Consider the following 20865-nt stretch of genomic DNA (forward strand, 5'->3'; position numbering starts at 1 on the left):
CCACCGGGTGTCGTCCGGCGAAGATGAGCGCAGCTGCCTTGGTGGGCGGTGACGCAAAAAATCCGCTGGCGGCAGTTGGAAAACTGCTGCCAGCGGATCTGCTTTGGTGCCCAAGGTGGGACTCGAACCCACACATCTTTCGATACCGCATTTTGAGTGCGGCGCGTCTACCGATTCCGCCACTTGGGCGAGCACAAAGAATATCCTACTTGAGCGTTCGCGGAATTCCTAATTGAGTTCGTGGTCGATATCAGCCCTGTTCCGTGCGCAAACCAGTAGGCTTAGAGGTGACACTGAGGCAACGGGGCTTCACGTACTGAAACCACCGACATCTGCCGATCATGATGGCAGGCATTCTTAATACGAAGGACGGCGCCGAATGAGCGAGCTACCAGAAATCACCAGAATCCCCTCCGAGGCGAGCAGCGCGCCGCGCCGCGTCATCGTGGCCGAAGACGAGACCCTGATTCGCCTGGACATCGTCGAAATTCTGCGTTCCGAAGGCTACGACGTCGTCGCCGAGGCGGACAACGGCCAGAGCGCGTTGGAGAAAGCCCGCGAGCTGAAGCCTGATCTGGTGCTGATGGATGTCAAGATGCCGGTCATGGATGGCATCACCGCGGCCGAAGCCATCGTGAAGGAGCGTATCGCCCCGGTGGTACTGCTGACCGCATTCAGCCAGAAGGAGCTCGTGGAGCGCGCCCGCGAGGCCGGTGCCATGGCCTATGTGGTCAAGCCGTTCACCCCGGCCGATCTGACCCCCGCGATCGAAATCGCCATCTCCCGCAACGACGAGCTGCGCGCGCTGGAGGAAGAAGTTTCCAGCCTGGCCGAGCAGTTCGAAACCCGCAAGCTCGTGGACCGCGCCAAGAGCCTGCTGATCACCAAGATGGGATTGAGCGAGCCCGAGGCCTTCCGCTGGATCCAGAAGACCTCCATGGACCGCCGCCTGAGCATGCGTCAGGTCGCCGAAACCGTCATCGATCAGGTGAAGTAACCGGCCGTAGGCCCATAAACCATCGAAATGTGTGTCAGACCACCTGTGGTTTGACGCACATTTTTTATTTTCCGCGTCAGCCGCGGAATTCTCGATTCCGGTGTTTGCACAGGAAGTTGCCGGTTGTTCACCTTCCGTTAACCTTGCGTTGCCATGGTGGACATGTTGACGAACCATTACATGGGCATAAGATTGAAATTACGCGCTGACCCTTGGTTTGGCGCGCCCTCAAACTCGCAACACGGATCGTCCGCGGTCCACGTAATTTTCCTTGCCGTTCGACCCCTCAGGCTGGTATTCAATGGATTTGACGCTTATCGTCGTCCTGGTCATTGCCTTGGCGTTGTTTTTCGACTTCACCAACGGTTTCCATGACACGGCCAATGCGATGGCCACCCCAATCGCAACCGGGGCAATCTCGCCCAAAAAAGCAGTAGCCCTCGCCGCAATTTTGAACCTCGTCGGCGCGTTCCTTTCCACCGAGGTCGCCAAAACGATCTCCGGAGGCATCATCAACGAGGACCCCACGACCGGGGTCGCCATCGGCCCGGCCATGATTTTCGCTGGTCTGATGGGTGCGGTGATCTGGAACCTGCTGACCTGGCTGCTCGGCCTGCCATCCAGCTCCTCCCACGCGTTGTTCGGCGGCCTGGTGGGCGCGGCAATCGTCGGCGCCGGATTCGGCGCCGTGAACTACGGCGTATTGCTGTCCAAGGTGCTGCTGCCGGCCATCGTGGCCCCGTTGATCGCGGGTATCTCCGCGTACCTTTGCACCAAGCTGGCCTATGCGATCACCAAGCGCCAGTCGGGAACCTCGCCCAAGCGCGGCGGTTTCCGCTACGGCCAGATCTTCTCCTCCTCGCTGGTCGCGCTGTCGCACGGTACCAATGATGCGCAGAAGACCATGGGCGTCATCACCCTGACCCTGGTGGCCTCCGGCCTGCAGGACGCCGGCACTCCGGTGCACTTCTGGGTTGTCGCGGCCTGTGCGTTCGCGATCGCGCTGGGTACCTACACCGGAGGCTGGCGCATTATCCAGACCATGGGCTCGGGCCTGACCGACGTCAAGCCCGCACAGGGCTTCGCGGCCGAGATGTCGACCGCGTCGGCCATCCTGACCTCCTCGCACCTGGGCTTCGCCCTGTCGACCACCCAGGTCGCTTCCGGCTCCGTCATCGGTTCGGGACTCGGGCGCAAGGGCGCCGAGGTCCGCTGGGGCACCGCCGGGCGTATCGCCCTGGGCTGGCTGTTCACCCTGCCGGCAGCGGCAATCGTCGGCGGCCTGGCCGCGTGGATCACCCACGCGGGCACCGTCGGAGTCATCATCGTCGCAGTTGCCGGTTTGGTTTCGATGCTCGCCATCTGGGTGCTGTCGCGCAAGAATCCGCACACCCACGAGACGGCGATGTCCGACATCGACAACTCGGGCGCCGCAGTGAACATCCTGAGCAAGAAGGAACGCCGCGCGAAGGCCAAGGCCGAAGCCAAGGCGAAGCAGGCTGCCTTGCGCGCCAAGGCCGAACGCGAGGAAGCTGAAGAAGAGAAAGTTGACAAAGCATGATCGACTGGACAGCATTTCTGATCGTTGCCGTCGTCACCTGGGCCGCCGCCCTGCTGATCGTGGCCGCATACTCGATGGGTGTGCGATTGCTGGCCGTGGCCAAGGACAAGGGCGCCAACGTGGGACTGAACAAGTCCGGCGCCTACGCCTGCTTCACGCTGTGCGGGCTGATCGTCGCCTTCGGCGTGGTCCTGATCGTGCCGCAGCTGAGCGAGGCGATCCTGGGGATCTCCTAGGGCCACCGGCCTGACGTGCCGGGGCCCGGCGGACAACTGAATATTGCCTTCGACGGAGGCACCCATAGACTAGAGCCATGACAAGCTTCAAGTACTACGTGGGTGCCTCCATCGACGGTTTCATCGCAGATCGCGCCGGGGATGCGCATTGGCTCCAGCCCTTCTCCAAGCTGGCCGGAGTCCGCGAGCATTTTGACGAATTCTTCGCCGGCGTCGGCGCCATCGTGATCGGCGGCAAAACCTATGAGAACATCGCCCGCGATGTGGCCGAGGGCAAGCTGGAATGGGTCTACGGCGACAAGCCGGTGTGGGTGTTCACGCACCATGAGCTGCCGACGGTGCCGGGGGCGGACCTGACCTTCATCCGCGGAGAAATCGGCTTCTGGAGCCGCGACATCGCGCGCAGCGCCTCGGTGGGGGACGTCTGGGTGGTCGGCGGCGCCGACCTGGCCGGCGGCTTCGTCGAAGCGGGCATGCTTGACGAGCTGCTGCTGATCACCGTGCCGGTGCTGCTGGGCGGCGGGGCGAACATCTTCGGCCGCGGCGTGAACATGGAGCTGGACGGGCTGGAGCTCAAGGACCTGGGCGGCAACGTCTTCGCCTCGCGCTACGCCATCACCTGATCCGCCCGCGCCAGGCTGACTTCCTGCGGCATGACAACGCCCGCCCCGGGTCCATCCGGGACGGGCGCTTTTTTCTGACCGGGACGTGACTTAGGGCTCGATGGGCAGCAGCATGTTGGTGATGCGCGCGGTGGCCACCCGTTTGCCGTCCGCGTCGCTGATCACGATCTCATGCGTGGTGCTGCGCCGGCCCAAGTGCAGCGGGGTGCAGCCGGCGCTGACCAGCCCGGCGCGCCCGGCGCGGTGATGGGTGATGTTCAGGTCCACACCTACCGGGTTGGCCTTGCCTGCCCCGTGCAGGGCCGCGGCGAAAGAACCCAGGGTTTCGGCCAGCGCCGCCGACGCGCCGCCGTGCAGGATACCCATCACCTGGGTGTTGCCCTCCACCGGCATGGTGGCGCAGAGCCGGTCCACCGAGAACTCGGTGAATACAATGCCCAGCTTTTCCACCAGGGTGCCCACCCCATGGCGGGACAGGAAAGGCCACATTGATTCGGGGACCCCGTGGGCGGCCAGCTGCTGGGCAAACGGGTGTGCTGAAGATTGCGCGGTTCTGGAAGTGAAATTGTCGCTCATGCCAACTAGGCTTTCAGGTGTGAGCGAAACTACCAAACCGACGCCCACGTCGGACAAGACCCTGCTGATCATCGACGGACACTCCATGGCCTTCCGCGCGTTCTACGCGCTGCCCGCGGAGAACTTCGCCACGAGCACCGGTCAGCACACCAACGCCGTGCACGGCTTCGTCTCGATGCTGCTGACGATGATCCGCCAGCAGAAGCCCACCCATGTCGCGGTGGCCTTCGACTTGGACACCCCGACCTTCCGCGTGCAGGAATACAGCGAATACAAGGGCGGACGCAACAAGACCCCCGAAGAGTTCTACGGGCAGATCGAGCTGATCCAGCAGGTCATGCACGGGATGAACATCCCCACGGTGAGCCTCGACCCGTTCGAAGCCGACGATGTCCTGGCCACCCTGTCCACGCGGGGCGAGGAAGCCGGCTTCAAGGTCCTGGTTGTTTCCGGCGACCGCGACGCCTTCCAGCTGATCACCGACAAGACCCTGGTTTTGTACCCGAAAAAGGGCATCAGTGACATCCCGCCGATGGACGCCGACGCGGTGGAAGCCAAGTACTTCGTGCGCCCCGAGCGCTACTCGGATTTGGCCGCACTGGTCGGCGAATCCGCCGACAACCTGCCCGGCGTGCCCGGGGTCGGCCCCAAGACCGCGGCCAAATGGATCAACCAGTACGGCGACCTGGCCGGCATCCTGGAGCACGTCCACGAGATCAAGGGCAAGGTCGGCGAATCGCTGCGCGCCCACGTGGACAACGTGACCCGCAACCGCCGCCTGAACCAGCTGCGCCACGACCTGGACCTGCCGGTGACGCTGGACGAGATGGAGCTGGTGGCTCCGAACCGCGAGGAGATCGAGAACCTCTTCGACGCGCTGGAATTCAACACGCTGCGCAAGCGCCTGTTCGACCTGTTCGCCGCGCAGGAGGAGGACACCGCTCCGGAGGTCGCCGAGTTCGCGCGCGTGATCACCGACAACGCCGAATCGCTGGCAGCATTCCTGGCCGCCGGAGAAGGTGCGCCGGTCGCAGTGCAGCCCGGCGTCGCCAACGGCGAAGCCGTGGGCCTGGGCCTGTTCCGCGGCAACGAAGCCGCCTGGGTGGAGCTCTCCTCCCTGGACGAGGCCACCGAAACCGTGCTAGCGGACTTCCTGAAGGATGCCGACGCCCCGAAGATCTTCCACGACGCGAAGGCCGCCATGCACCTGCTGGCCGAGCGCGGGCTGGGCGTGGACGGGATCGCCGATGACACCCTGATCAGCGCCTACCTGATCCAGCCGGACCGGCGCAGCCACGAACTGGTCGACCTGGTGCAGTACCACATGAAGTACCAGGTGCCGGTGTACCAGGCGAAGAAGGGCGAACTGGATCTGGGGCTGGCCGGAGAACTGGCCGAACCGACCCTGGCCCAGGCGCAGGCGATCTTCGACCTGTCGGCCTACCTGGACACCAAGCTGGTGGAGAAGCATGCGGACAAGCTCGCCCGCGACATGGAGCTGCCGCTGATCCCGGTGCTCTTCGCGATGGAGCGCGCCGGCGTGGCGGTGAACCGCGCCCGCCTCGATGAGCTGCGCGCCCACTTCACCACCCAGGTGGACCAGGCGACCAATGAGGCGTTCGCCGCGATCGGCCATGAGGTCAACCTCTCCAGCCCCAAGCAGCTGCAGGTGGTGCTCTTCGAGGAGCTGGACCTGCCGCGGACGAAGAAGATCAAGACCGGCTACACCACCGATGCCGAGTCGCTGCAGGACCTGCTGGTCAAGACCGGGCACCCATTCCTGGTTGCGCTGATGGCCTACCGCGACGCGATCAAGCTGCGCCAGACCGTGGACGGGCTGCTGAAGTCCGTGCAGCCGGACGGCCGCATCCACACCACCTACGCGCAGACCGTCGCCGCCACCGGCCGCCTGTCCAGCCTGAACCCGAACCTGCAGAACATCCCGGTGCGTTCGGAGGAGGGGCGGCGCGTCCGCGACGTCTTCACCGTCGGGGAGGGCTACGACACCCTGCTGACCGTTGACTACTCGCAGATCGAAATGCGCATCATGGCGCACCTCTCCGAGGACGAGGGCCTGATCGAGGCCTACCGCAACGGTGAGGACCTGCACCGCTACGTCGGCTCACGTGTGTTCAACGTCGAACCGGCCGAGGTCACTTCCGAGATGCGCTCCAAGGTGAAGGCGATGAGCTACGGCCTGGCCTACGGGCTGAGCAGCTTCGGGCTGTCCAAGCAGCTGAAGATCGGCGTCGACGAGGCCCGCAAGCTCATGAAGGACTACTTCGACCGCTTCGGCGCCGTGCGCACCTACCTGCGTTCGGTCGTCGAGCAGGCGCGCAAGGACGGCTACACCGAGACCATCTTCGGGCGCCGCCGCTACCTGCCTGAGCTGAACAGCTCCGACCGCCGCCTGCGCGACATCGCCGAACGCGCCGCGCTCAACGCCCCGATCCAGGGTTCGGCCGCCGACCTGGTGAAGGTCGCGATGCTCAAGATCGCCGACGGCCTGGCCTCCGGCGGCTACGCCTCGCGCATGCTGCTGCAGGTGCACGATGAACTCGTGCTGGAAATCGCCCCGGGCGAGCTGGATGCGGTACGCGAATTGGTGACCCTGGAAATGGGCCGCGCCGCGGACCTGCTGGTCCCGCTGGACGTCCAGCCCGGCGTCGGCGCCACCTGGCACGAGGCGGCGCACTAGCCCCCGGCCGCCACCCGATTCCGGTCCGCCGGGCCGCACCTTCCACCGGTGCGGCCCGGCGGTTTCGGCACCAGCCCACAAAACGTCCACCAGCGAAAGGCCCGACACCATGAACCCTGCAACCCCCGAAGGGATCGAACTGGAATTCATCGGGTCCGGCCTCGTCGACGGCCAGCCCTCCGCGTCCTGGCTGCTGCTCGAACGCGCCATCGCCCGCGGCTTCCATGAATCCAGCGCGGACGCCGATGGCCGCAAGATCCTGGCGGAGCTTGACGAGCAGGACGAAGTGCAGTCCATCCTCGCCTTTGACCGCACGGCGGCCGCGCCCAGCCTGCATGCCGCCGATCCCGTAGGCACCTATTCGTATTTTGCCGGCACGCTGAACGTCGGCGGGCCGCAGCTGCTGGAGGTGCACGAGATCACCTCGGTCACCGTCAGCCCGACCCACCGCCGCCGCGGCATCCTGCGCTCGATGATCACCACCCACCTGGACCGCGCCGCGGCCGACGGCGTCCCGGTGGCGGTGCTGACCGCCTCGGAAGCCACCATCTATGGCCGCTTCGGATTCGGGGTGGCCGCCGAACGCTGCCGCTTCGAGCTGAAGTCCGGGCAGGGCGCGCAGTTCCGCGCCCCGGCCTCCGGCACCGTGCAGGCCGTGGCCCCCTCGGCGATGGCCGAGCAGGTGGCGCAGCTCTACCGCGAGCACCACCTGGCCACGCTCGGCTCGGTGAGTAACAACTCCTTCGACCTGGGCAGGGCCACCGGCCGTTGGGAAAGCTACGACAACCTCAAGCCGGCCGCGAAACTGCGCGGCGCCCTGCACTACGACGCGAATGGCACCCTGGACGGGTTCATCACCTACACCTTCGAGGGGTGGAAGCAAGAGGAGCCGGCGATGTCCATCGGCACCCTGTGCACGGTGAACGAGACCGCGCGCCGCGAACTTGTCGCCTACCTGTGCGACCACGACCTGATCGAACGCGTCACCGGGCGCGGCCCGGTGGACGACGTGCTGCCCACCGCGCTGCGCAATACCCGCGACTACAAAACCACCGCGCGCGGGGACCACCTGTGGGTGCGCATCCTTGACGTGCCCGCAGCGCTGGGCGCCCGGAGCTACCAGCGTGATGCGCGCGTGGTCCTGCAGGTCGACGACGATCTGGGCTACGCCGCGGGCACCTGGGTGCTGGAAACTGCCGGGGGAGTGATGTCGGTGCAGCGCGCGGACGGGCCCGCCGCCGACGCCCGGCTGGACGCCCGGGATCTGGCCACGCTCTACCTGGGCACGCGCAGCGCCACCCATCTGGCTGGCGCCGGGCTGCTCGCCGAGCACCGGGCCGGCGCCCTCGATGACCTGGATGCGATGTTCACCGGTCCGCGCACCCCGTACTGCCAGGCGGACTTCTAGACCCGATGCCGACCTTCGAACGATCACCCGCTCCCACCCGGCGCGGGGTCCTGCGCGGTGCGCTGGGTCTGGGAACACTTGCAATCGCCGCACTCACCGGGTGCGCACCCAATCCCGAAGCACCGGACCCGACCCGCGGCGGTCCCAGCGGGACGGACGCCCCACCCGCGCCCGAACCCTCGCGAAGCGCCTCCGCCGGCCCATCCGCGACGCCGCAGCCAAGAGCCGCGGCGGTCATGTCGCGCGCCGAGGCGGTCGCGAAGTACCACGGACGGAAGCCCGGCACGTTCGGACTGGACGTCCCGGGGATCCAGCTCGGGCTGCCCCGCGGGAGCAAAACCGCGGCGCTGACCTTCGATGCCTGCGGGGGACCGGGCGGAGCGTTTTTCGACCCGGCGCTGATCACGGCGCTGCGCGACGCCGAGGCGCCGGCCACGCTGTTCGTAAACCAGCGCTGGGCGCGGGCCAACCGGTCCCTGGCCGCGGAGCTTGCCGCCGATCCTTTGTTCGAGATTGCCAATCACGGAACCAGCCATGCGCCGCTGGGCACCGCCGGGCAGATGGCCTATGGCATCCCGGGCACCGCGTCGGTGGGGCAGGCCTACGACGAGATCATGGGCAACCAGCGCTACCTGCAGGAGGAATTCGGCCTCACCGCGAAGTTCTTCCGATCCGGCACCGCCCACATGGACCAGGTCGGCGCCGCGCTGTGCCGCGACCTGGGGCTCGTGCCGATGAACTTCACGGTCAATCTGGATGCCGGGGCGACCTTCCCGGCCTCCACCGTCGCGGCGCAGGTCGGCGGCCTGCGCGCCGGCGACGTCGGGATCGGCCATTTCAACCGCCCGGATTCCGGCACGGCCGCCGGGGTTCGCCAAGGGCTCAAAACCTTGCAGGATGCCGGAGTCGAGCTCGTACGGCTTTCCCAGGGCTGGTGAACGGCTGCTCGGGCCCCGCCCGAGGAACCCAAATGTAGCGAACCTCACAAAGCAGAGCTGCGGATGTTGGGGTGATCTGCTTTGCCTCGGCAAAGCCCAGCGCGTAGACTTGAACAGCGTGCCGTGGCCATGCCATGTCCGCAAATTGTTTTACCCGCTCGAAATTCCGGGACTTCCGGGGTTTCGACTGATCAAATCTATCCACATCGGAGTCCCTACTACATGACCATCACCTCGAACGAGAACAACAGCGCACCAGTCGTCGCAATCAACGACATTGGATCCGCTGAGGACTTCTTGGCCGCAGTCGATGCCACCATCAAGTACTTCAACGATGGTGACCTCGTCGAAGGCACCGTCGTCAAGGTTGACCACGACGAAGTTCTGCTCGACATCGGTTACAAGACCGAAGGTGTCATCCCTTCCCGCGAGCTTTCCATCAAGCACGATGTTGACCCGGGTGACGTTGTCACCGTTGGTGACAACGTCGAGGCCTTGGTCCTGACCAAGGAAGACAAGGAAGGCCGCCTGATCCTGTCCAAGAAGCGTGCACAGTACGAGCGCGCTTGGGGCGACATCGAAAAGATCAAGGAAGAGGACGGCGTCGTTACCGGTACCGTCATCGAGGTTGTCAAGGGTGGCCTCATCCTGGACATCGGCCTGCGCGGCTTCCTGCCTGCGTCGCTGGTCGAGATGCGTCGCGTTCGCGACCTGGCCCCATACATCGGCCAGGAAATCGAAGCCAAGATCATCGAGCTGGACAAGAACCGCAACAACGTTGTGCTGTCCCGTCGTGCATGGCTCGAGCAGACCCAGTCCGAGGTCCGCTCGACCTTCCTCAACAAGCTGGAAAAGGGCCAGGTTCGTCCGGGCGTCGTTTCCTCCATCGTCAACTTCGGTGCGTTCGTGGACCTGGGCGGCGTAGACGGCCTGGTACACGTTTCCGAGCTGTCCTGGAAGCACATCGACCACCCATCCGAGGTTGTCGAGGTTGGCCAGGAAGTCACCGTCGAGGTTCTGGAAGTCGATCTGGACCGCGAGCGCGTTTCCCTGTCGCTGAAGGCTACCCAGGAAGATCCATGGCAGACCTTCGCCCGCACCCACGCACTGGGTCAGGTTGTACCGGGCAAGGTCACCAAGCTGGTTCCATTCGGTGCGTTCGTTCGCGTCGAAGACGGCATCGAAGGCCTGGTTCACATCTCCGAGCTGGCGGTTCGCCACGTTGAGCTGGCCGAGCAGGTTGTCTCCGTGGGAGACGAGCTGTTCGTCAAGGTCATCGACATCGACCTGGAGCGCCGCCGCATCTCGCTGTCGCTCAAGCAGGCCAATGAAGGCGTGGACCCAGAGGGCACCGAGTTCGACCCAGCACTCTACGGCATGGCTGCAGAGTACGACGAGGCCGGCAACTACAAGTACCCAGAGGGCTTCGACCCGGAGTCGAACGAATGGCTTGAAGGTTTCGAGACCCAGCGCGCTGCATGGGAAGCACAGTACGCTGCTGCCCAGGAGCGTTGGGAAGCTCACAAGAAGCAGGTTGCTGCCGCAATCACCGCCGATGCAGAAGCAGAGCCTGCTGCTGCCGGCGAGGCTGCCCCAGCATCGTACTCGTCGGAGGCTCCAGCCACCGACGCCGGCACCCTGGCTTCCGACGAAGCACTGGCTGCTCTGCGCGAGAAGCTGACCGGCAACTAATTTCGCTTCTCCCGCTGCGGCGGGGTGAACGAAAGCGTTTGCTGTGCAAGGCCCAACCCGTTTCGGGTTGGGCCTTGCCCCATTTAACCGCCGGCTCCGCCCGGCCGGCCCAGACCGCGTCATCATTAGTGCTGATCCGCGCACTTCCAGATCGCTCCCGCGGTGGACTCCCGATAATAGATCCGTTCGGTAGTCTAAACCCAAGAGCGGTTTCCCGACTCCGGCAACGGCCGGATCGCCGGTCCGAAGGAGTGCGCAAAATGCAGATGGAGAACCAGGCCGCGTCCGGGTCCACGTCGCACAAGGACACCCCGTTCTGTTCGCTGCGCGAGGACGAGTGGGCGCAGGTACCGCGTACCATCCCGGACCTGTGGCTGGGCGGCGGCGTCTGGGTCCCGCTGGGGGCCCTGCTGCTCTACCTCATCCGCTTCGCGCCGCAGCCCCTGGTTTTGGGCAGCTGGGCGCCAATCCTGCTGAGTTACTCGTTTTTCATCGGGGTCATCGTGCTGCTCGGCGGGGCCGGCCGGCACGCGGCGTGGATCGGGCTGGCGGCCGCCATCTGGTTCGATGCGCTGCTGGATCCGACAGGAACCGAGCAGCAGGTGCTGTATGCCGCCATGGGCTACTTCGGCCTGCTGGCGATCACGGGACTGATCGGCCAGCTGAGATTTGCGGCATTGCTGACGACCTGGCACCGGCAAGCGCATGGAAGCGTGCAGGTACCCTCGAACGCGCTCAAGCCGCTGGGCTACAGCCAGCTGATCCCCACTTGGATGTGGGGCCTGACCAGTGCCATCGTAGTTTGGCCGCTGCTCAAGGCAGGCTGGAAATTCTTCACCGTCGCCGACATGGACTTCGCCGCGGTTGACTCTGAGCTGTACTACGAACTAGGCGTGGGGCTCGGGGTGATGGCCCTGGTCCAGTTGGTCGGCCTCTTCAAGTGGTTCGAATCCCGTAGTGTTCCGCTGATGGCGCTGGAGATCCCGGTGGCACCCGAAACCGGGCCGCTGGGCTTCAGCGGCGTGGGCAATGGGCTGCCGGCGTCCCAGGTACAGCCCGCGCAGTGCACCTGCGCCCAGGATGAGGCCAACAACCAGGCCGAGGACTTCAAGCATCCCGGCTGGTTTCTGGTGTCCGACCAGTGCGCGGTCCACGGCATCCGCGCCGTCAACGAGCTTTCCGCAGGGCAATTCCTGGAGATCGCGCAGGATCCGTGGGTGTACGGAGCGAATGTGGAGGCACTGCCGTGCGCGGGCACCGGGCGTATGGTCATCTCCGGGTTGTACGGCTGGGGCGCGAAGCCGGTCCGGCTGGGCGTTCGCAGCTTCTTCAGCGGCGGCCTCCAGACCGGGGCGCATCTGCTGCCCGGCATGGCGCGCGAACCGCTGCGCCGCGCCACGCGCAGCATCAGGTGGGTGGATCCGAGGGGCAACGCCCTGGCCCCGGAAGCGATCGATGCCGCTTCGGAACAGGTCATCGACCGGATCAATCTGGCGCCGGTGGGCCTGCGCGGGCATGCCGTGCGCGTAGCAGGCCAACGGGTCCGCTTCGAGGCGGCCGATGCCCGGATGCCGGCTGAACGGGACGCCGCGAGATCCTAGCATCGTGATCCCGCGCGGATTTATCATGCTTGCATGAGCGAACCGCATTCGATCGCCGTGATCGTCGCCCACCCGGACGACGATGCCTATGGGTGTGCGGGATCGAGCGCCCTGCACGAAACCAACCCCGGCTTCAAGTTCATCCTGGTGATCGCGACCGATGGCGGGGCGGGACTGATCGCCGACGCCTTCCACCAGGCCAGGGAGGTCCCCGGGCCGGGGCTGCGCCGGCTGCTCCACGGGGAGGTGCGGGAATCGACCTTCCAGCGCTGGAACGCCTCGCGCGAACGTCGCGGGCTGCCGCCCTTCGACCCGGCGGTCGAATACCAGCTGCGGCCGGTGCCAGACAGCCTGATCGACATTGAGGTGGACACCACGCAGGTCGCCGGACGGATCCTCGCCGGGCTGCATGAACACGCGGCCAGCGCCCGGTGCTGACCTACCCGGGCGGCGAAGCCGGGTGGGAGCGCATCGTGGGGCGGGAACCAGCGGTGCTCGCCTGGCCGCCGCGCCCACCCGGCGCACCGTTGTTGACCGACCGGTTCGAAGGGCTGTAAGCCCGGCACCGACTCCGGCGCCGGGGCCGAGGCTAGGCGGCGCGGTGCTGGTTGACGGTGTTGCGCACCGGACGCTGGTCCGGGTCCATGAAGCGGGGCATGATCACCTGTGGCACCCCGCCGTTCGCAATGACCTTGATCAACCCCGCGTGCACATCGTGGTGGTGCTTCTCGCACAGCATTGCGCCCCAGTATACGGAGGTCACGCCACCTTCGGACCAAAGCCAGATGTGGTGGATGTTGCAGGACTCCGGATCGCGGGTGCACCCGGGCACGATGCAGCCTCCGTCGCGCACCGTGATCGCCAGGCGCATCGGCTCGGTGTGGTACCGCGCGGCCCGGCCCAGGTCCAGGACCTGGCTCTTGCCGCCGAGCACCAGCGGGATGATTTTCGCCTCGGCCAGTGTGCGGCGCAGCTGCGCGGCGGACAGCTGATGCCCGTGCAGGGTGATGCCGTGGGTGGCGGCACGCTCCTCAAGCTCGGCCAGCGTGAGGGTGACGACGACCTGCGGCGCCACCGTGGCCACGCCCTGCGCCCCGTCGGTATCCCCGATCCCGGGCAGCGGGTCCTGCCCGCCGGGTTCCACCAGCTTGCGCAGCCGCTGCGAATTGATGCGCAGGAAGCCGAGCAGGGCGTTCAGCCGGCGCAGCGCCACGGAGGGCTCGGGGACCGGGTCGGGCTCGGTACAGGAGGCGGCTTCCTCGTCGGTCACGAAATCAGGGTGTTCGGGGATGGGGGCGGCGGATTCCTGACGCCCGAACGTGCCGAAAACGACGTTTGACTGACCTTCGCGCGCCTGTTGGCCGGCTTGGGTGCGCGGATTGTCCGCCTGCGCGACAATGGAGTCGAACAGCTCCGCGCCCAGCGGGTCCAGCAGCAGCTCGATGCAGGTCAACCCGTGGCGGGTGCCGCGACGGAACAGGCCCGCCAACGCGGCGGGATCCTCCTCTTCGGTCTGGGTGCGGGCCTGCTTGAAGATCTTGTTCACCCGCCGCTGCCGCGAGGTCGACTGCGGTTCGTCCAGGGCGTCGTCGATAAGCTGCTCCAGCAGCGCGCCGGAGGCATCCTGCGCGGAAGCGGTGCGGGGGGCCGCGAATTCGGCGGCAGGTTCCTCGAACTTCTCCAGCCGGCGGGCGGCGGAGAGGATTTCGCGCGGGTGCTGGCCGGGATCCGCGAACCTGGCGGCCAGCCGGGTGAACTGCGGCGGGTGCTGCTGGTGCTGGTAGTCGAACTGGGCGATGACGTGGTGGGCGTCGGCCATCCGGCGCCGCGCCTCGAAGAAGTCCACATCCAGCCAGGCGGCGGCCAGTTCCTCGGGGGAGGTGAAGCTGGGGCGGCCCTCGCACAACTGCGGCGGCAGCGCCAAGTCGGGTTCGGTCTCGCGCAGGGCGTCTAGCTCAAGCACCGACAGGCCATGGGCGGCGCTTGCCTCGATCAGGTGCGCAGCGTGGATCTGGGCGCGCACGGATTCGTCGGCGGTTTCCTCCGCCGCGGCGGCCAGGGCCAGCGCGAAACGCGGATCGGCGGACGACGAGGGGCCGCTGGCGGAGCGCACCCGGCGCAGGAGCGCGGGGATGAGCGCGGCGAGGGCCAACGCGTCTCCGGTGCCCAGATCCGGCTGCTCCAGCCTGCGGGACAGGTCCTCGAGGACCTGCGTCAGTGGTGTGCTCATGGACCCAGCATGCCCCCGCGCCGCCGGCCTCGGTGAGGGGCCGGCGAAAATGTGGATAACTATTTTTGAGGGATGCCCTGCGGGGTCAGCCCCGGCGGCGGGTGGAGGCGGTGACGGTGAAGGTCTTGTCGCGCGCGAGCTGGCGGGTGGGGCCGATGCGCCGGGCCAGCTCGCCGCGGTAGCGCAGGTGCGAATTGAACACGCAGAGCAGCTCGCCGCCGTCGGCCAGCACGCGGGCGGCGTCGTCGATCAGCTTGAAGGCGATGTCCGCGGTGACCGCATTGCCGATGTGGAACGGCGGGTTCAGCGTGATCAGCGTGGCGCTGGCCTCCGGCAGCCGGGACAGGGCGTCGTCCTGCACCGCGTCGATCCGCTCCGCCAGCTGGTTGGCGCGAGCGGCGGCCAGCGTGGAGGCGACGGCGGAGGCCGAGTGGTCACAGGCGGCGATGCGCAGCTGCGGGTGGGTGAGCGCCGCATAGATGCCGATGGAGCCGTTGCCGCAGGCCAGGTCCACCAGCGTCCGGTGCGCGGAGAGGTCGGGCAGGTGCTCCAGCAGCAGCCGGGTGCCCGGGTCCAGCCGGGCTGCCCCGAAGGTCGCGGCGCCCGCGGCCAGCGTGAAGGCGGTGCCGTTGACCTGGTGCTCGGCAAGCTGCGGGAAACGGCTGGCGGGGCGGGTTTCGCGCACCCCGCAGGCGGTGAGCACCCGGGACTTCTGCCTGGCCAGCGAGACGTCGACGCGCGAGAAGCGCTCGTCGAGCACCTGGTTCATCGAGCGGTTCATGTGCTTGATGCGCCCGCCGGCGAACACCTGCACCGCCGGGTCCGCCGTTGCGGCGATGGCGTCGGCCTGCTCGGCCAGCACGTCCAGCCCGCGCGGCAGGTTCATCAGCACGAGGCGCGCGCCGCGGGCCGCCTCGTCCAGCGAGGTGAACGCGACCCGCTCGGCCCACTGCGGGGCCAGGGATTCGAGGTTGTTCTCGATGGCGCGGCGGGAGGTCAGCGCGTCGGTGAATACATGCACTGTTCCGGCCCCGCGGGCCAGCGCCCCGAGGGTGAGCGCCCCGTAGTGGTCGCCGATCACGGCGAGCGTGCCGGGCCAGGGGGCGCCGAGCTGCGCCAGCGCTGCGGCGCAGGTGTCAAGCACCAGCCGGTCGGCGGCGTCGACCGCGAACAGGTTTTCCGCCTGCACGTCGGGCCAGCGGCTCAGCTGCGCGAGCAGGGCCCGGGCAGGGTCGGCGGGGGTCGGCGCGGGGGCCGGGATGCCGGCCGGGTCATGCTCGGTGCTCATGGAAGGTCCACCCATTTGGTGTCGAAGGGCTGCAGCCGGCCCGCGCCGGAAGTCAGCGCGGCGGTGAAGGCTGCCAGTTGGCCGGCGTCGTGCTCGGTGTCGTCGATCCCGATGTGCAGCACGGCGTGCGCCGCTTCCCAGACGCTGGGTTCGAGCTGGTAGCCGGCGGCACGCAGCTCGTTCTCCCAGCGCGCGGCCAGCGCGTGCGGGGCGGGCAGCGTGAAGATGCGCAGGCGCTGGCGCACATGCAGGGTCGAATGCTCCAGGGCCTGTGAGACCGAATCGGAGTAGGCGCGGACCAGGCCGCCGGCGCCGAGCTTGATGCCGCCGAAGTAGCGCACGCACACTGCCAGCACGTCGGACAGGTCGGTGCCGTGCCCGGTGTCGCGCTTGGCGAGGGCTTCGAGCATCGGGATGCCGGCGGTGCCCGAGGGCTCGCCGTCGTCGTTCGAGCGCTGGATCATCCGGTCCGGGCCCAGGATGAAGGCGCTGCAGTGGTGGCGGGCGTCGAAGTGCGTTTTGCGCAGCGCGGCGATGTGCTCGCGGGCCTGCGCCTCGGATTCGACCCGGAAGAGGTAGGTGATGAAGCGGGAGCGCTTGATCTCGACCTCGTGGACGCTGTCGCGGCTCAGGATGGTGTAGGCCGACGCGCGAGAATCGGTGGAGTTCATTATCACCAGTTTATCGCGCGGCGCGCCAAGCGGTCCGGAAGCCGGTCCGGAAGCCGGGCCGCGGCAATAGTCCGCGCTGCACGATTTAACACGATGTGTGCACCTCGCAACGGTTTTTCAGGTTGATTTATCCGTGGTTTCAGCATTGACGCTAGGCCTTGGGGGTGGGAAAATATTCTCCACATGGGGCATCTACTGGGGCTGGTTTTGCATTGCTGGGGGAGTTGCCAATGGCTGCATCGTATGAAATTGAGCTGCTTGACCGATGGCGTCTGATTGCTGACTGCCAGCCGGTTAAACTGCGTTTGCGTGAACAGCGGGTGCTGACCCTGCTGGCGGTCCATGGACCGGTCTCGCGGCGCCGGATGGCCGGAATGCTCTGGCCTGAAACCACCGAAATGCGCGCGGCCGACAGCCTGCGCGTAAGCCTGTGCCACATCCACCAGCAGTGCCCCGGGGCGATCCGCTGCGACGACGGGTGGGTGGAAATCGACCCTGCGGTATCCGTGGACCTGCACACCCTACGCCACCGGCTGCAGCACTTGTTGCTGGCCCCGGACGCCGACAGCCTGCAGGAGGACATTTTCCTGAACACCCGCCAGCTGCTGCCCGACTGGGACGAGCCGTGGCTGTTCGAGGAGCAGGAGGCGCTGCGCCAGCTGCAGCTGCGCGCGCTGGAGACCGCGTCGGCGCAGCTGCTGAACCTGGGGCTGCAGCATCGGGCCTGGCAGCTGGCGCAGAGCGCGCTGCGGCTGGATCCGATGCGCGAATCGGCTGCGAGCCTATGCGCCCGCGCCGAATCCGGGCAGGGCAACAACGCCTCGGCCACCGCGGGGCTGCTGCAATTCATCGGGCGGCTGAAGACCGAACTCGGGGTGGAACCGGGTCCCGAGCTGCTGCACACACTCACCCAGCTGCGCGGCGCGTAGCCGCCTAGCCGCCTAGCCGCCTAGCCGCCCGGCCGCCTAGCCGCCCGGCCGCCGCGGCACGGACGGTGCGCCAGGCCGCGGTGCGCCGTAAACCCGGTGCAGGCCGGCCCCGTACTAGGCTGGAACCCATGATGCATGTGGGCCTGACCGGTGGGGTGGCATCCGGTAAATCAGTAGTGGCGGCGAAATTGGCACAGCTCGGGGCGGTGGTGATCGACGCCGACGCGCTCGCGCGGGTGGTCGTCGAGCCGGGCACCCCCGGGCTGGCGGCGATCCGCGAAACCTTCGGCGAGCACATGCTGCAGGCCGACGGGACGCTGGACCGCGCGGCGCTGGGCGCTCTGGTGTTCTCCGACGACGGCGCCCGCGAAAAACTCAACGCGATCGTGCACCCGCTGATCCGCGAGGAAGCCGCCCGCCTGCGCCAGGCCGCGGCCCCCGGGGCGCTGGTGGTCGAGGACGTGCCGCTGCTGGCCGAATCCGGGCAGGCCGGGGCCTACGACGTGGTCATCGTCGTGCAGGCCCCGCGCGAGGAGCGCATCCGCCGCATGGTCGAGGACCGCGGCTGGACCCGGCAGGACGCCGAGGCGCGCATGGCCGCGCAGGCCACCGACGAGCAGCGCGCCGAGATCGCCGACTACCTGCTGGTCAACGACGGCACCCGGGAACAGCTGCTGGCCCGGGTCGAGGAGCTCTACCGGCAGGAGCTGGTGCGCTGATGCTGAAAACCGCCAAGTGGATCATGCTCGCCAGCTTCGCCGCCGCGCTGGTGCTCTGGCTGGGATTCGGTGGGCGCAGCGAATTCGTCGCCTCCGACGGGCCCTACTCGCCGGTGGTATATATCAGCGGCTGGCTGGCCCTTCTCGGGCTGGTGGCCGCGACCTGGCTAACGGTCGGGTTCTTCGGAGGGGCCATCCGCCGCACCGTGGCGCGCAATTCCATCCGCTACGGCATGAAGCGTGGACGCTAGGAAGCCTGAGACGCAGCGAGGCGCGGCAGGCCACGTGGCCCGCCGCGCATCATGCACTATCCCGGTGCGGAATCGGGCACCGGATCAGGAACCGCCCGGATCGGGCAGTCGGTCCAGCACCATGGGTTCTGGCGCAGCGTCCGGCCCTCCGGCGGCCATCTGGCCCAGCGCCATCGGCGTGGGCGCCGACCCCGTTGCGCCCTGTCCGGCTGCGGAAGCCGCCAGCTGTTCCAGCGGCATCGGAGACGGGGCCGAGGAATCCGCTCCGCCTCGGGAACCGTCCCCGCCGGTGCCGGCAACACTGATCTTGATCTCGTAGTCCTTGCTCATGTGCGTTTGCACCCCTTTCTTGGACCGTCGTGCTAGAGGTAGACCTGGGTGATGTTCTTCGCCGCATCCAGCACGATGTACACCTGCTTGCCGGTGGCCTTGGCCACCGAGAGCACCAGGTGGACGTTGGTCACCCCGTCGGTCGCTCCGGTCAGCACCTTGTGCCAGGCGTTGTCCGAGGCCAGATGGGCCCAGGCGTTCTGCGAATGGTTCGAGGTGAAGATCTGGTTGATGGTGGTCCACATGGTTGATCCTTCTTTCACGTTGCTCGTTCACGGTTTCACAGGTAGCACTGCGAGATGTTTGACGCGTCGGCGACGACGGTGACCTTCAGGCCCTTGGCCTGCGCCAGCGCGAGCATGGCCAGCATGTTGGTGATGCCGTCCGGGGCGCCGGTGGTGATCTTGCGCCATCCCAGGGTTCCCACGTGCGCCCATGCGTTCTGCGCATTGACGGTTGCGAAGACCTGGTTGACCGAGATGTTGTAGTAGGTGGCCGGACCGGTGTTCCGGGTGGCCACCGTCATCGAATGGGCGACGGCGGAGACGGACTCGATGTCCAGTCCCGAGCCGCTGCCGTCCCACCAGTTGCTGTTCGGTGCCGAGGAAGGGCCGAAGCTGGAGCCCGACCCTCCGTAGAGGTCGGTGGCGTCGCCGTAGTTCACCCGCCGCTCCAGATCGAAGCGGTTGTCCGCCTGCTCCAATGACAGTTCGTAGTGCTTGGCCGGGGTCATCTCCTGGTTGCTGTTGTTGCCGGTGGTGTCCACATGCCAGATCGCCACACCCGAATCAGGCAGCGAGGCGTCCCTGCCGGCCTGCTCGCGGTTCTCCACGATGAAGTACTCCGTGGCGCTGCGCGGATGCAGCAGGAACTCGTTGCGCCCTGCCGCGATGGTGTAGCTCTGCCCGGAAGCCATGGTGGTGGCCGCCGAGGACCAGCCCGCCGCATGCTTCAGGTAGGCGTCGACCTGGGTCGGGTTCTTGTCGTTGCCGCCGTAGCACATCAGCGAATAATGCCCGACGCCCAGGCCAACCCCGACGCTGTCGTAGTCGTACAGGTCCGGGAAGTCGCACACCATGTGCCCGTTCTCGTGGCAGAACGTGCGCAGCGTGAGCTGGTTGCCCAAATCCGTGATCTGGTAGTCGGAGAAGCGGCGCGTCGCGCTGAGCACGTACGGCGAGGCCAGCGCCCAGCTGTGCGGCCATAACCCTTCGCTCCACGCGTTCGAGCGCACCCCGGCGTAGAAGACGCTCAGCGCCTTGATGTAGCCGCCCGCGTCGGCCGTCAGCGAGGAGAAGTCGAAGCCGGCCGCGACCAGGCTGTCCAGCGCCTCGCGGATCAGCTCCTGGGCCCGGGTGCCGTAGCTGATGGCGGGGTCCGTGTAATAGGTGCGCGGATGCGCCGCCCGGTAGTAGGCGGCCACGAGGTTCTTGTAGGACAGCTTGCCGTCCGAGACGTCGCGGAAGTAGTCGAACGCCGATCCGTTGTTGCCGAAGCCGGTGTAGCCCGCCAAGTTGCAGAAGTCGTCGACCTCCTGCCGGCTGATCGTGGCCGGGAAGTCGCTGAAATCAATGAGCAGCACCAGCCCCCGGAAATTTCCGGTGGTCGGGTTCGCCGGCGGCGCCGCATCAGGGGAGGCCGACTGCGCCTTCAGCTGCGCCTGGGCTCCGGTGCGGCGCTGCATCCAGCGCGGCACCGGCCCTAGGGATTCGCGCGTCTCGCGGGCCTGCATGGCGCTGGATTCGCGGGTGATGCGCAGATGCTGCGGCAGGTTGAGTGTTTGCGGATCGGCGGTGTCTACGCGCTCGCCGGTGGGCTGCAACGATTCGCCGTTCTCGGCGAGCGCCGCGTACTGGTAGAAGCCGTCCTCGCCCTTGACGACGGTGTAGCCGTCCAGGGTTTCGAAGACCGCGTGGAACTGGTTGCCCCAGCCCTTGAGCGTCAACTCGGATCCGTCGGGGTTCTGAAAGGTGAATAATTCGCCTTGGAATGGGACTGGCATTCGGGTGCCTTCCTCCCTTGGGTGGCGTGGATTGGAATGGATCCCGCGCCGGCCGCGGCGAAGCGGCGGCAGACGGGACCCGCAAGGGCACAGCGAGGGGAGGTTCGAGAAAGCC

The 20865-nt window shown here is 67.0% G+C and carries 20 protein-coding genes and 1 tRNA gene; 13 read left to right on the forward strand and 8 right to left on the reverse strand.

Going from position 1 to position 20865, the window contains the following annotated elements; genetic code table 11:
• Positions 1–104 precede the first annotated feature (104 nt).
• Positions 105–189, reverse strand: a tRNA-Leu gene (locus DFO58_RS03385).
• Between the two features lie 190 nt (positions 190–379).
• Between DFO58_RS03385 and DFO58_RS03390 the strand changes: the two genes are divergently transcribed.
• The 4 genes from DFO58_RS03390 to DFO58_RS03405 all read left to right on the forward strand — a co-directional run bounded on the left by DFO58_RS03390 (position 380) and on the right by DFO58_RS03405 (position 3417).
• Positions 380–997 (forward strand): response regulator, encoded by a 618-nt coding sequence (locus tag DFO58_RS03390; protein ID WP_047119388.1) that lies wholly within the window; start codon positions 380–382, stop codon positions 995–997.
• 301 nt (positions 998–1298) lie between these two features.
• A complete protein-coding gene (locus DFO58_RS03395) occupies positions 1299–2558 on the forward strand; it encodes an inorganic phosphate transporter (protein WP_113606414.1) in 1260 nt (419 codons plus the stop codon).
• Positions 2555–2794, forward strand: coding sequence for a hypothetical protein (locus DFO58_RS03400; RefSeq protein ID WP_047119386.1), 240 nt, complete (start codon positions 2555–2557; stop codon positions 2792–2794). Before DFO58_RS03395 ends, DFO58_RS03400 begins: the two co-directional genes overlap by 4 nt.
• Before the next feature lie 77 nt (positions 2795–2871).
• Positions 2872–3417 carry a dihydrofolate reductase family protein gene (locus DFO58_RS03405; RefSeq protein ID WP_053798324.1) on the forward strand — a complete coding sequence of 182 codons (546 nt, stop codon included), beginning with the start codon at positions 2872–2874 and terminating at the stop codon, positions 3415–3417.
• A gap of 90 nt (positions 3418–3507) precedes the next feature.
• Here DFO58_RS03405 and DFO58_RS03410 read toward each other — a convergent pair whose 3' ends face one another.
• The gene (locus tag DFO58_RS03410) at positions 3508–3993 is read right to left on the reverse strand and encodes a hotdog fold thioesterase (protein WP_120989279.1); all 486 of its coding nucleotides are present in this window, start codon (positions 3991–3993) and stop codon (positions 3508–3510) included.
• Positions 3994–4012: 19 nt separating this feature from the next.
• Between DFO58_RS03410 and polA the strand changes: the two genes are divergently transcribed.
• The 6 genes from polA (at position 4013) to DFO58_RS03440 (ending at position 12768) form a co-directional block, all read left to right on the forward strand.
• The gene (gene polA, locus DFO58_RS03415) at positions 4013–6691 is read left to right on the forward strand and encodes a DNA polymerase I (protein ID WP_286163469.1); all 2679 of its coding nucleotides are present in this window, start codon (positions 4013–4015) and stop codon (positions 6689–6691) included.
• Positions 6692–6800: 109 nt separating this feature from the next.
• Complete coding sequence (locus DFO58_RS03420; protein WP_120989281.1) at positions 6801–8099, forward strand: GNAT family N-acetyltransferase; 1299 nt, start codon at positions 6801–6803, stop codon at positions 8097–8099.
• Positions 8100–8335: 236 nt separating this feature from the next.
• Entirely contained in the window at positions 8336–9037 is a 702-nt protein-coding gene (locus DFO58_RS03425; protein WP_286163471.1) for a polysaccharide deacetylase family protein, read from the forward strand.
• A gap of 222 nt (positions 9038–9259) precedes the next feature.
• Complete coding sequence (rpsA, locus tag DFO58_RS03430) at positions 9260–10729, forward strand: 30S ribosomal protein S1 (RefSeq protein ID WP_047119382.1); 1470 nt, start codon at positions 9260–9262, stop codon at positions 10727–10729.
• A 260-nt stretch (positions 10730–10989) separates the two neighbouring features.
• Complete coding sequence (locus DFO58_RS03435; protein ID WP_120989282.1) at positions 10990–12330, forward strand: hypothetical protein; 1341 nt, start codon at positions 10990–10992, stop codon at positions 12328–12330.
• A gap of 33 nt (positions 12331–12363) precedes the next feature.
• A complete protein-coding gene (locus DFO58_RS03440) occupies positions 12364–12768 on the forward strand; it encodes a PIG-L family deacetylase (RefSeq protein ID WP_053798321.1) in 405 nt (134 codons plus the stop codon).
• Between the two features lie 151 nt (positions 12769–12919).
• Here the strand turns inward: DFO58_RS03440 and DFO58_RS03445 are convergent, their stop codons facing one another.
• The 3 genes from DFO58_RS03445 to DFO58_RS03455 form a co-directional block, all read right to left on the reverse strand.
• Positions 12920–14560 carry an HNH endonuclease signature motif containing protein gene (locus DFO58_RS03445; RefSeq protein WP_120989283.1) on the reverse strand — a complete coding sequence of 547 codons (1641 nt, stop codon included), beginning with the start codon at positions 14558–14560 and terminating at the stop codon, positions 12920–12922.
• An 85-nt stretch (positions 14561–14645) separates the two neighbouring features.
• On the reverse strand, positions 14646–15848 hold the full coding sequence (locus tag DFO58_RS03450; protein ID WP_120989284.1) for a methyltransferase: 1203 nt from the start codon (positions 15846–15848) through the stop codon (positions 14646–14648).
• Positions 15845–16519 carry a YigZ family protein gene (locus DFO58_RS03455; RefSeq protein WP_120989285.1) on the reverse strand — a complete coding sequence of 225 codons (675 nt, stop codon included), beginning with the start codon at positions 16517–16519 and terminating at the stop codon, positions 15845–15847. The genes DFO58_RS03450 and DFO58_RS03455 overlap by 4 nt, the downstream gene beginning before the upstream one ends.
• A gap of 230 nt (positions 16520–16749) precedes the next feature.
• Here DFO58_RS03455 and DFO58_RS03460 point away from each other — a divergent pair, with 230 nt between their 5' ends.
• From DFO58_RS03460 to DFO58_RS03470, 3 genes are all read left to right on the forward strand, one after another.
• On the forward strand, positions 16750–17448 hold the full coding sequence (locus DFO58_RS03460; RefSeq protein WP_047119378.1) for a BTAD domain-containing putative transcriptional regulator: 699 nt from the start codon (positions 16750–16752) through the stop codon (positions 17446–17448).
• A 128-nt stretch (positions 17449–17576) separates the two neighbouring features.
• A complete protein-coding gene (gene coaE / locus DFO58_RS03465) occupies positions 17577–18167 on the forward strand; it encodes a dephospho-CoA kinase (protein WP_047119377.1) in 591 nt (196 codons plus the stop codon).
• Positions 18167–18418: a hypothetical protein gene (locus DFO58_RS03470; RefSeq protein WP_113606403.1), complete on the forward strand. Its 252-nt coding sequence runs from the start codon at positions 18167–18169 to the stop codon at positions 18416–18418. The genes coaE and DFO58_RS03470 overlap by 1 nt, the downstream gene beginning before the upstream one ends.
• Positions 18419–18502: 84 nt before the next feature.
• On the opposite strand, the gene DFO58_RS03475 is transcribed toward DFO58_RS03470, so the two are convergent.
• From DFO58_RS03475 to DFO58_RS03485, 3 genes are read right to left on the reverse strand one after another with little or no spacing between them, the layout of a single operon-like run.
• Entirely contained in the window at positions 18503–18748 is a 246-nt protein-coding gene (locus tag DFO58_RS03475; RefSeq protein WP_120989286.1) for a hypothetical protein, read from the reverse strand.
• 32 nt (positions 18749–18780) lie between these two features.
• Complete coding sequence (locus DFO58_RS03480; RefSeq protein ID WP_047119374.1) at positions 18781–18993, reverse strand: hypothetical protein; 213 nt, start codon at positions 18991–18993, stop codon at positions 18781–18783.
• A 35-nt stretch (positions 18994–19028) separates the two neighbouring features.
• On the reverse strand, positions 19029–20750 hold the full coding sequence (locus tag DFO58_RS03485) for a M6 family metalloprotease domain-containing protein (RefSeq protein WP_047119373.1): 1722 nt from the start codon (positions 20748–20750) through the stop codon (positions 19029–19031).
• Positions 20751–20865 lie beyond the last annotated feature (115 nt).

Origin of the sequence: Arthrobacter sp. AG1021 (assembly GCF_003633665.1) — a bacterium.
Classification (GTDB): domain Bacteria; phylum Actinomycetota; class Actinomycetes; order Actinomycetales; family Micrococcaceae; genus Glutamicibacter; species Glutamicibacter soli.

What these genes read in the sequence shown, in the direction of transcription:
- DFO58_RS03485 (WP_047119373.1), bottom strand. Translation starts at nt 20,750, where the DNA reads ATGCCAGTCCCATTCCAAGGCGAATTATTCACCTTTCAGAACCCCGAC.
- DFO58_RS03390 (WP_047119388.1), top strand. Translation starts at nt 380, where the DNA reads ATGAGCGAGCTACCAGAAATCACCAGAATCCCCTCCGAGGCGAGCAGC.
- DFO58_RS03470 (WP_113606403.1), top strand. Translation starts at nt 18,167, where the DNA reads ATGCTGAAAACCGCCAAGTGGATCATGCTCGCCAGCTTCGCCGCCGCG.
- DFO58_RS03480 (WP_047119374.1), bottom strand. Translation starts at nt 18,993, where the DNA reads ATGTGGACCACCATCAACCAGATCTTCACCTCGAACCATTCGCAGAAC.
- rpsA (WP_047119382.1), top strand. Translation starts at nt 9,260, where the DNA reads ATGACCATCACCTCGAACGAGAACAACAGCGCACCAGTCGTCGCAATC.
- DFO58_RS03395 (WP_113606414.1), top strand. Translation starts at nt 1,299, where the DNA reads ATGGATTTGACGCTTATCGTCGTCCTGGTCATTGCCTTGGCGTTGTTT.
- DFO58_RS03455 (WP_120989285.1), bottom strand. Translation starts at nt 16,519, where the DNA reads ATGAACTCCACCGATTCTCGCGCGTCGGCCTACACCATCCTGAGCCGC.
- DFO58_RS03440 (WP_053798321.1), top strand. Translation starts at nt 12,364, where the DNA reads ATGAGCGAACCGCATTCGATCGCCGTGATCGTCGCCCACCCGGACGAC.
- DFO58_RS03460 (WP_047119378.1), top strand. Translation starts at nt 16,750, where the DNA reads ATGGCTGCATCGTATGAAATTGAGCTGCTTGACCGATGGCGTCTGATT.
- DFO58_RS03435 (WP_120989282.1), top strand. Translation starts at nt 10,990, where the DNA reads ATGCAGATGGAGAACCAGGCCGCGTCCGGGTCCACGTCGCACAAGGAC.
- DFO58_RS03420 (WP_120989281.1), top strand. Translation starts at nt 6,801, where the DNA reads ATGAACCCTGCAACCCCCGAAGGGATCGAACTGGAATTCATCGGGTCC.
- DFO58_RS03425 (WP_286163471.1), top strand. Translation starts at nt 8,336, where the DNA reads ATGTCGCGCGCCGAGGCGGTCGCGAAGTACCACGGACGGAAGCCCGGC.
- DFO58_RS03405 (WP_053798324.1), top strand. Translation starts at nt 2,872, where the DNA reads ATGACAAGCTTCAAGTACTACGTGGGTGCCTCCATCGACGGTTTCATC.
- DFO58_RS03400 (WP_047119386.1), top strand. Translation starts at nt 2,555, where the DNA reads ATGATCGACTGGACAGCATTTCTGATCGTTGCCGTCGTCACCTGGGCC.
- DFO58_RS03475 (WP_120989286.1), bottom strand. Translation starts at nt 18,748, where the DNA reads ATGAGCAAGGACTACGAGATCAAGATCAGTGTTGCCGGCACCGGCGGG.
- DFO58_RS03410 (WP_120989279.1), bottom strand. Translation starts at nt 3,993, where the DNA reads ATGAGCGACAATTTCACTTCCAGAACCGCGCAATCTTCAGCACACCCG.
- DFO58_RS03450 (WP_120989284.1), bottom strand. Translation starts at nt 15,848, where the DNA reads ATGAGCACCGAGCATGACCCGGCCGGCATCCCGGCCCCCGCGCCGACC.
- coaE (WP_047119377.1), top strand. Translation starts at nt 17,577, where the DNA reads ATGATGCATGTGGGCCTGACCGGTGGGGTGGCATCCGGTAAATCAGTA.
- DFO58_RS03445 (WP_120989283.1), bottom strand. Translation starts at nt 14,560, where the DNA reads ATGAGCACACCACTGACGCAGGTCCTCGAGGACCTGTCCCGCAGGCTG.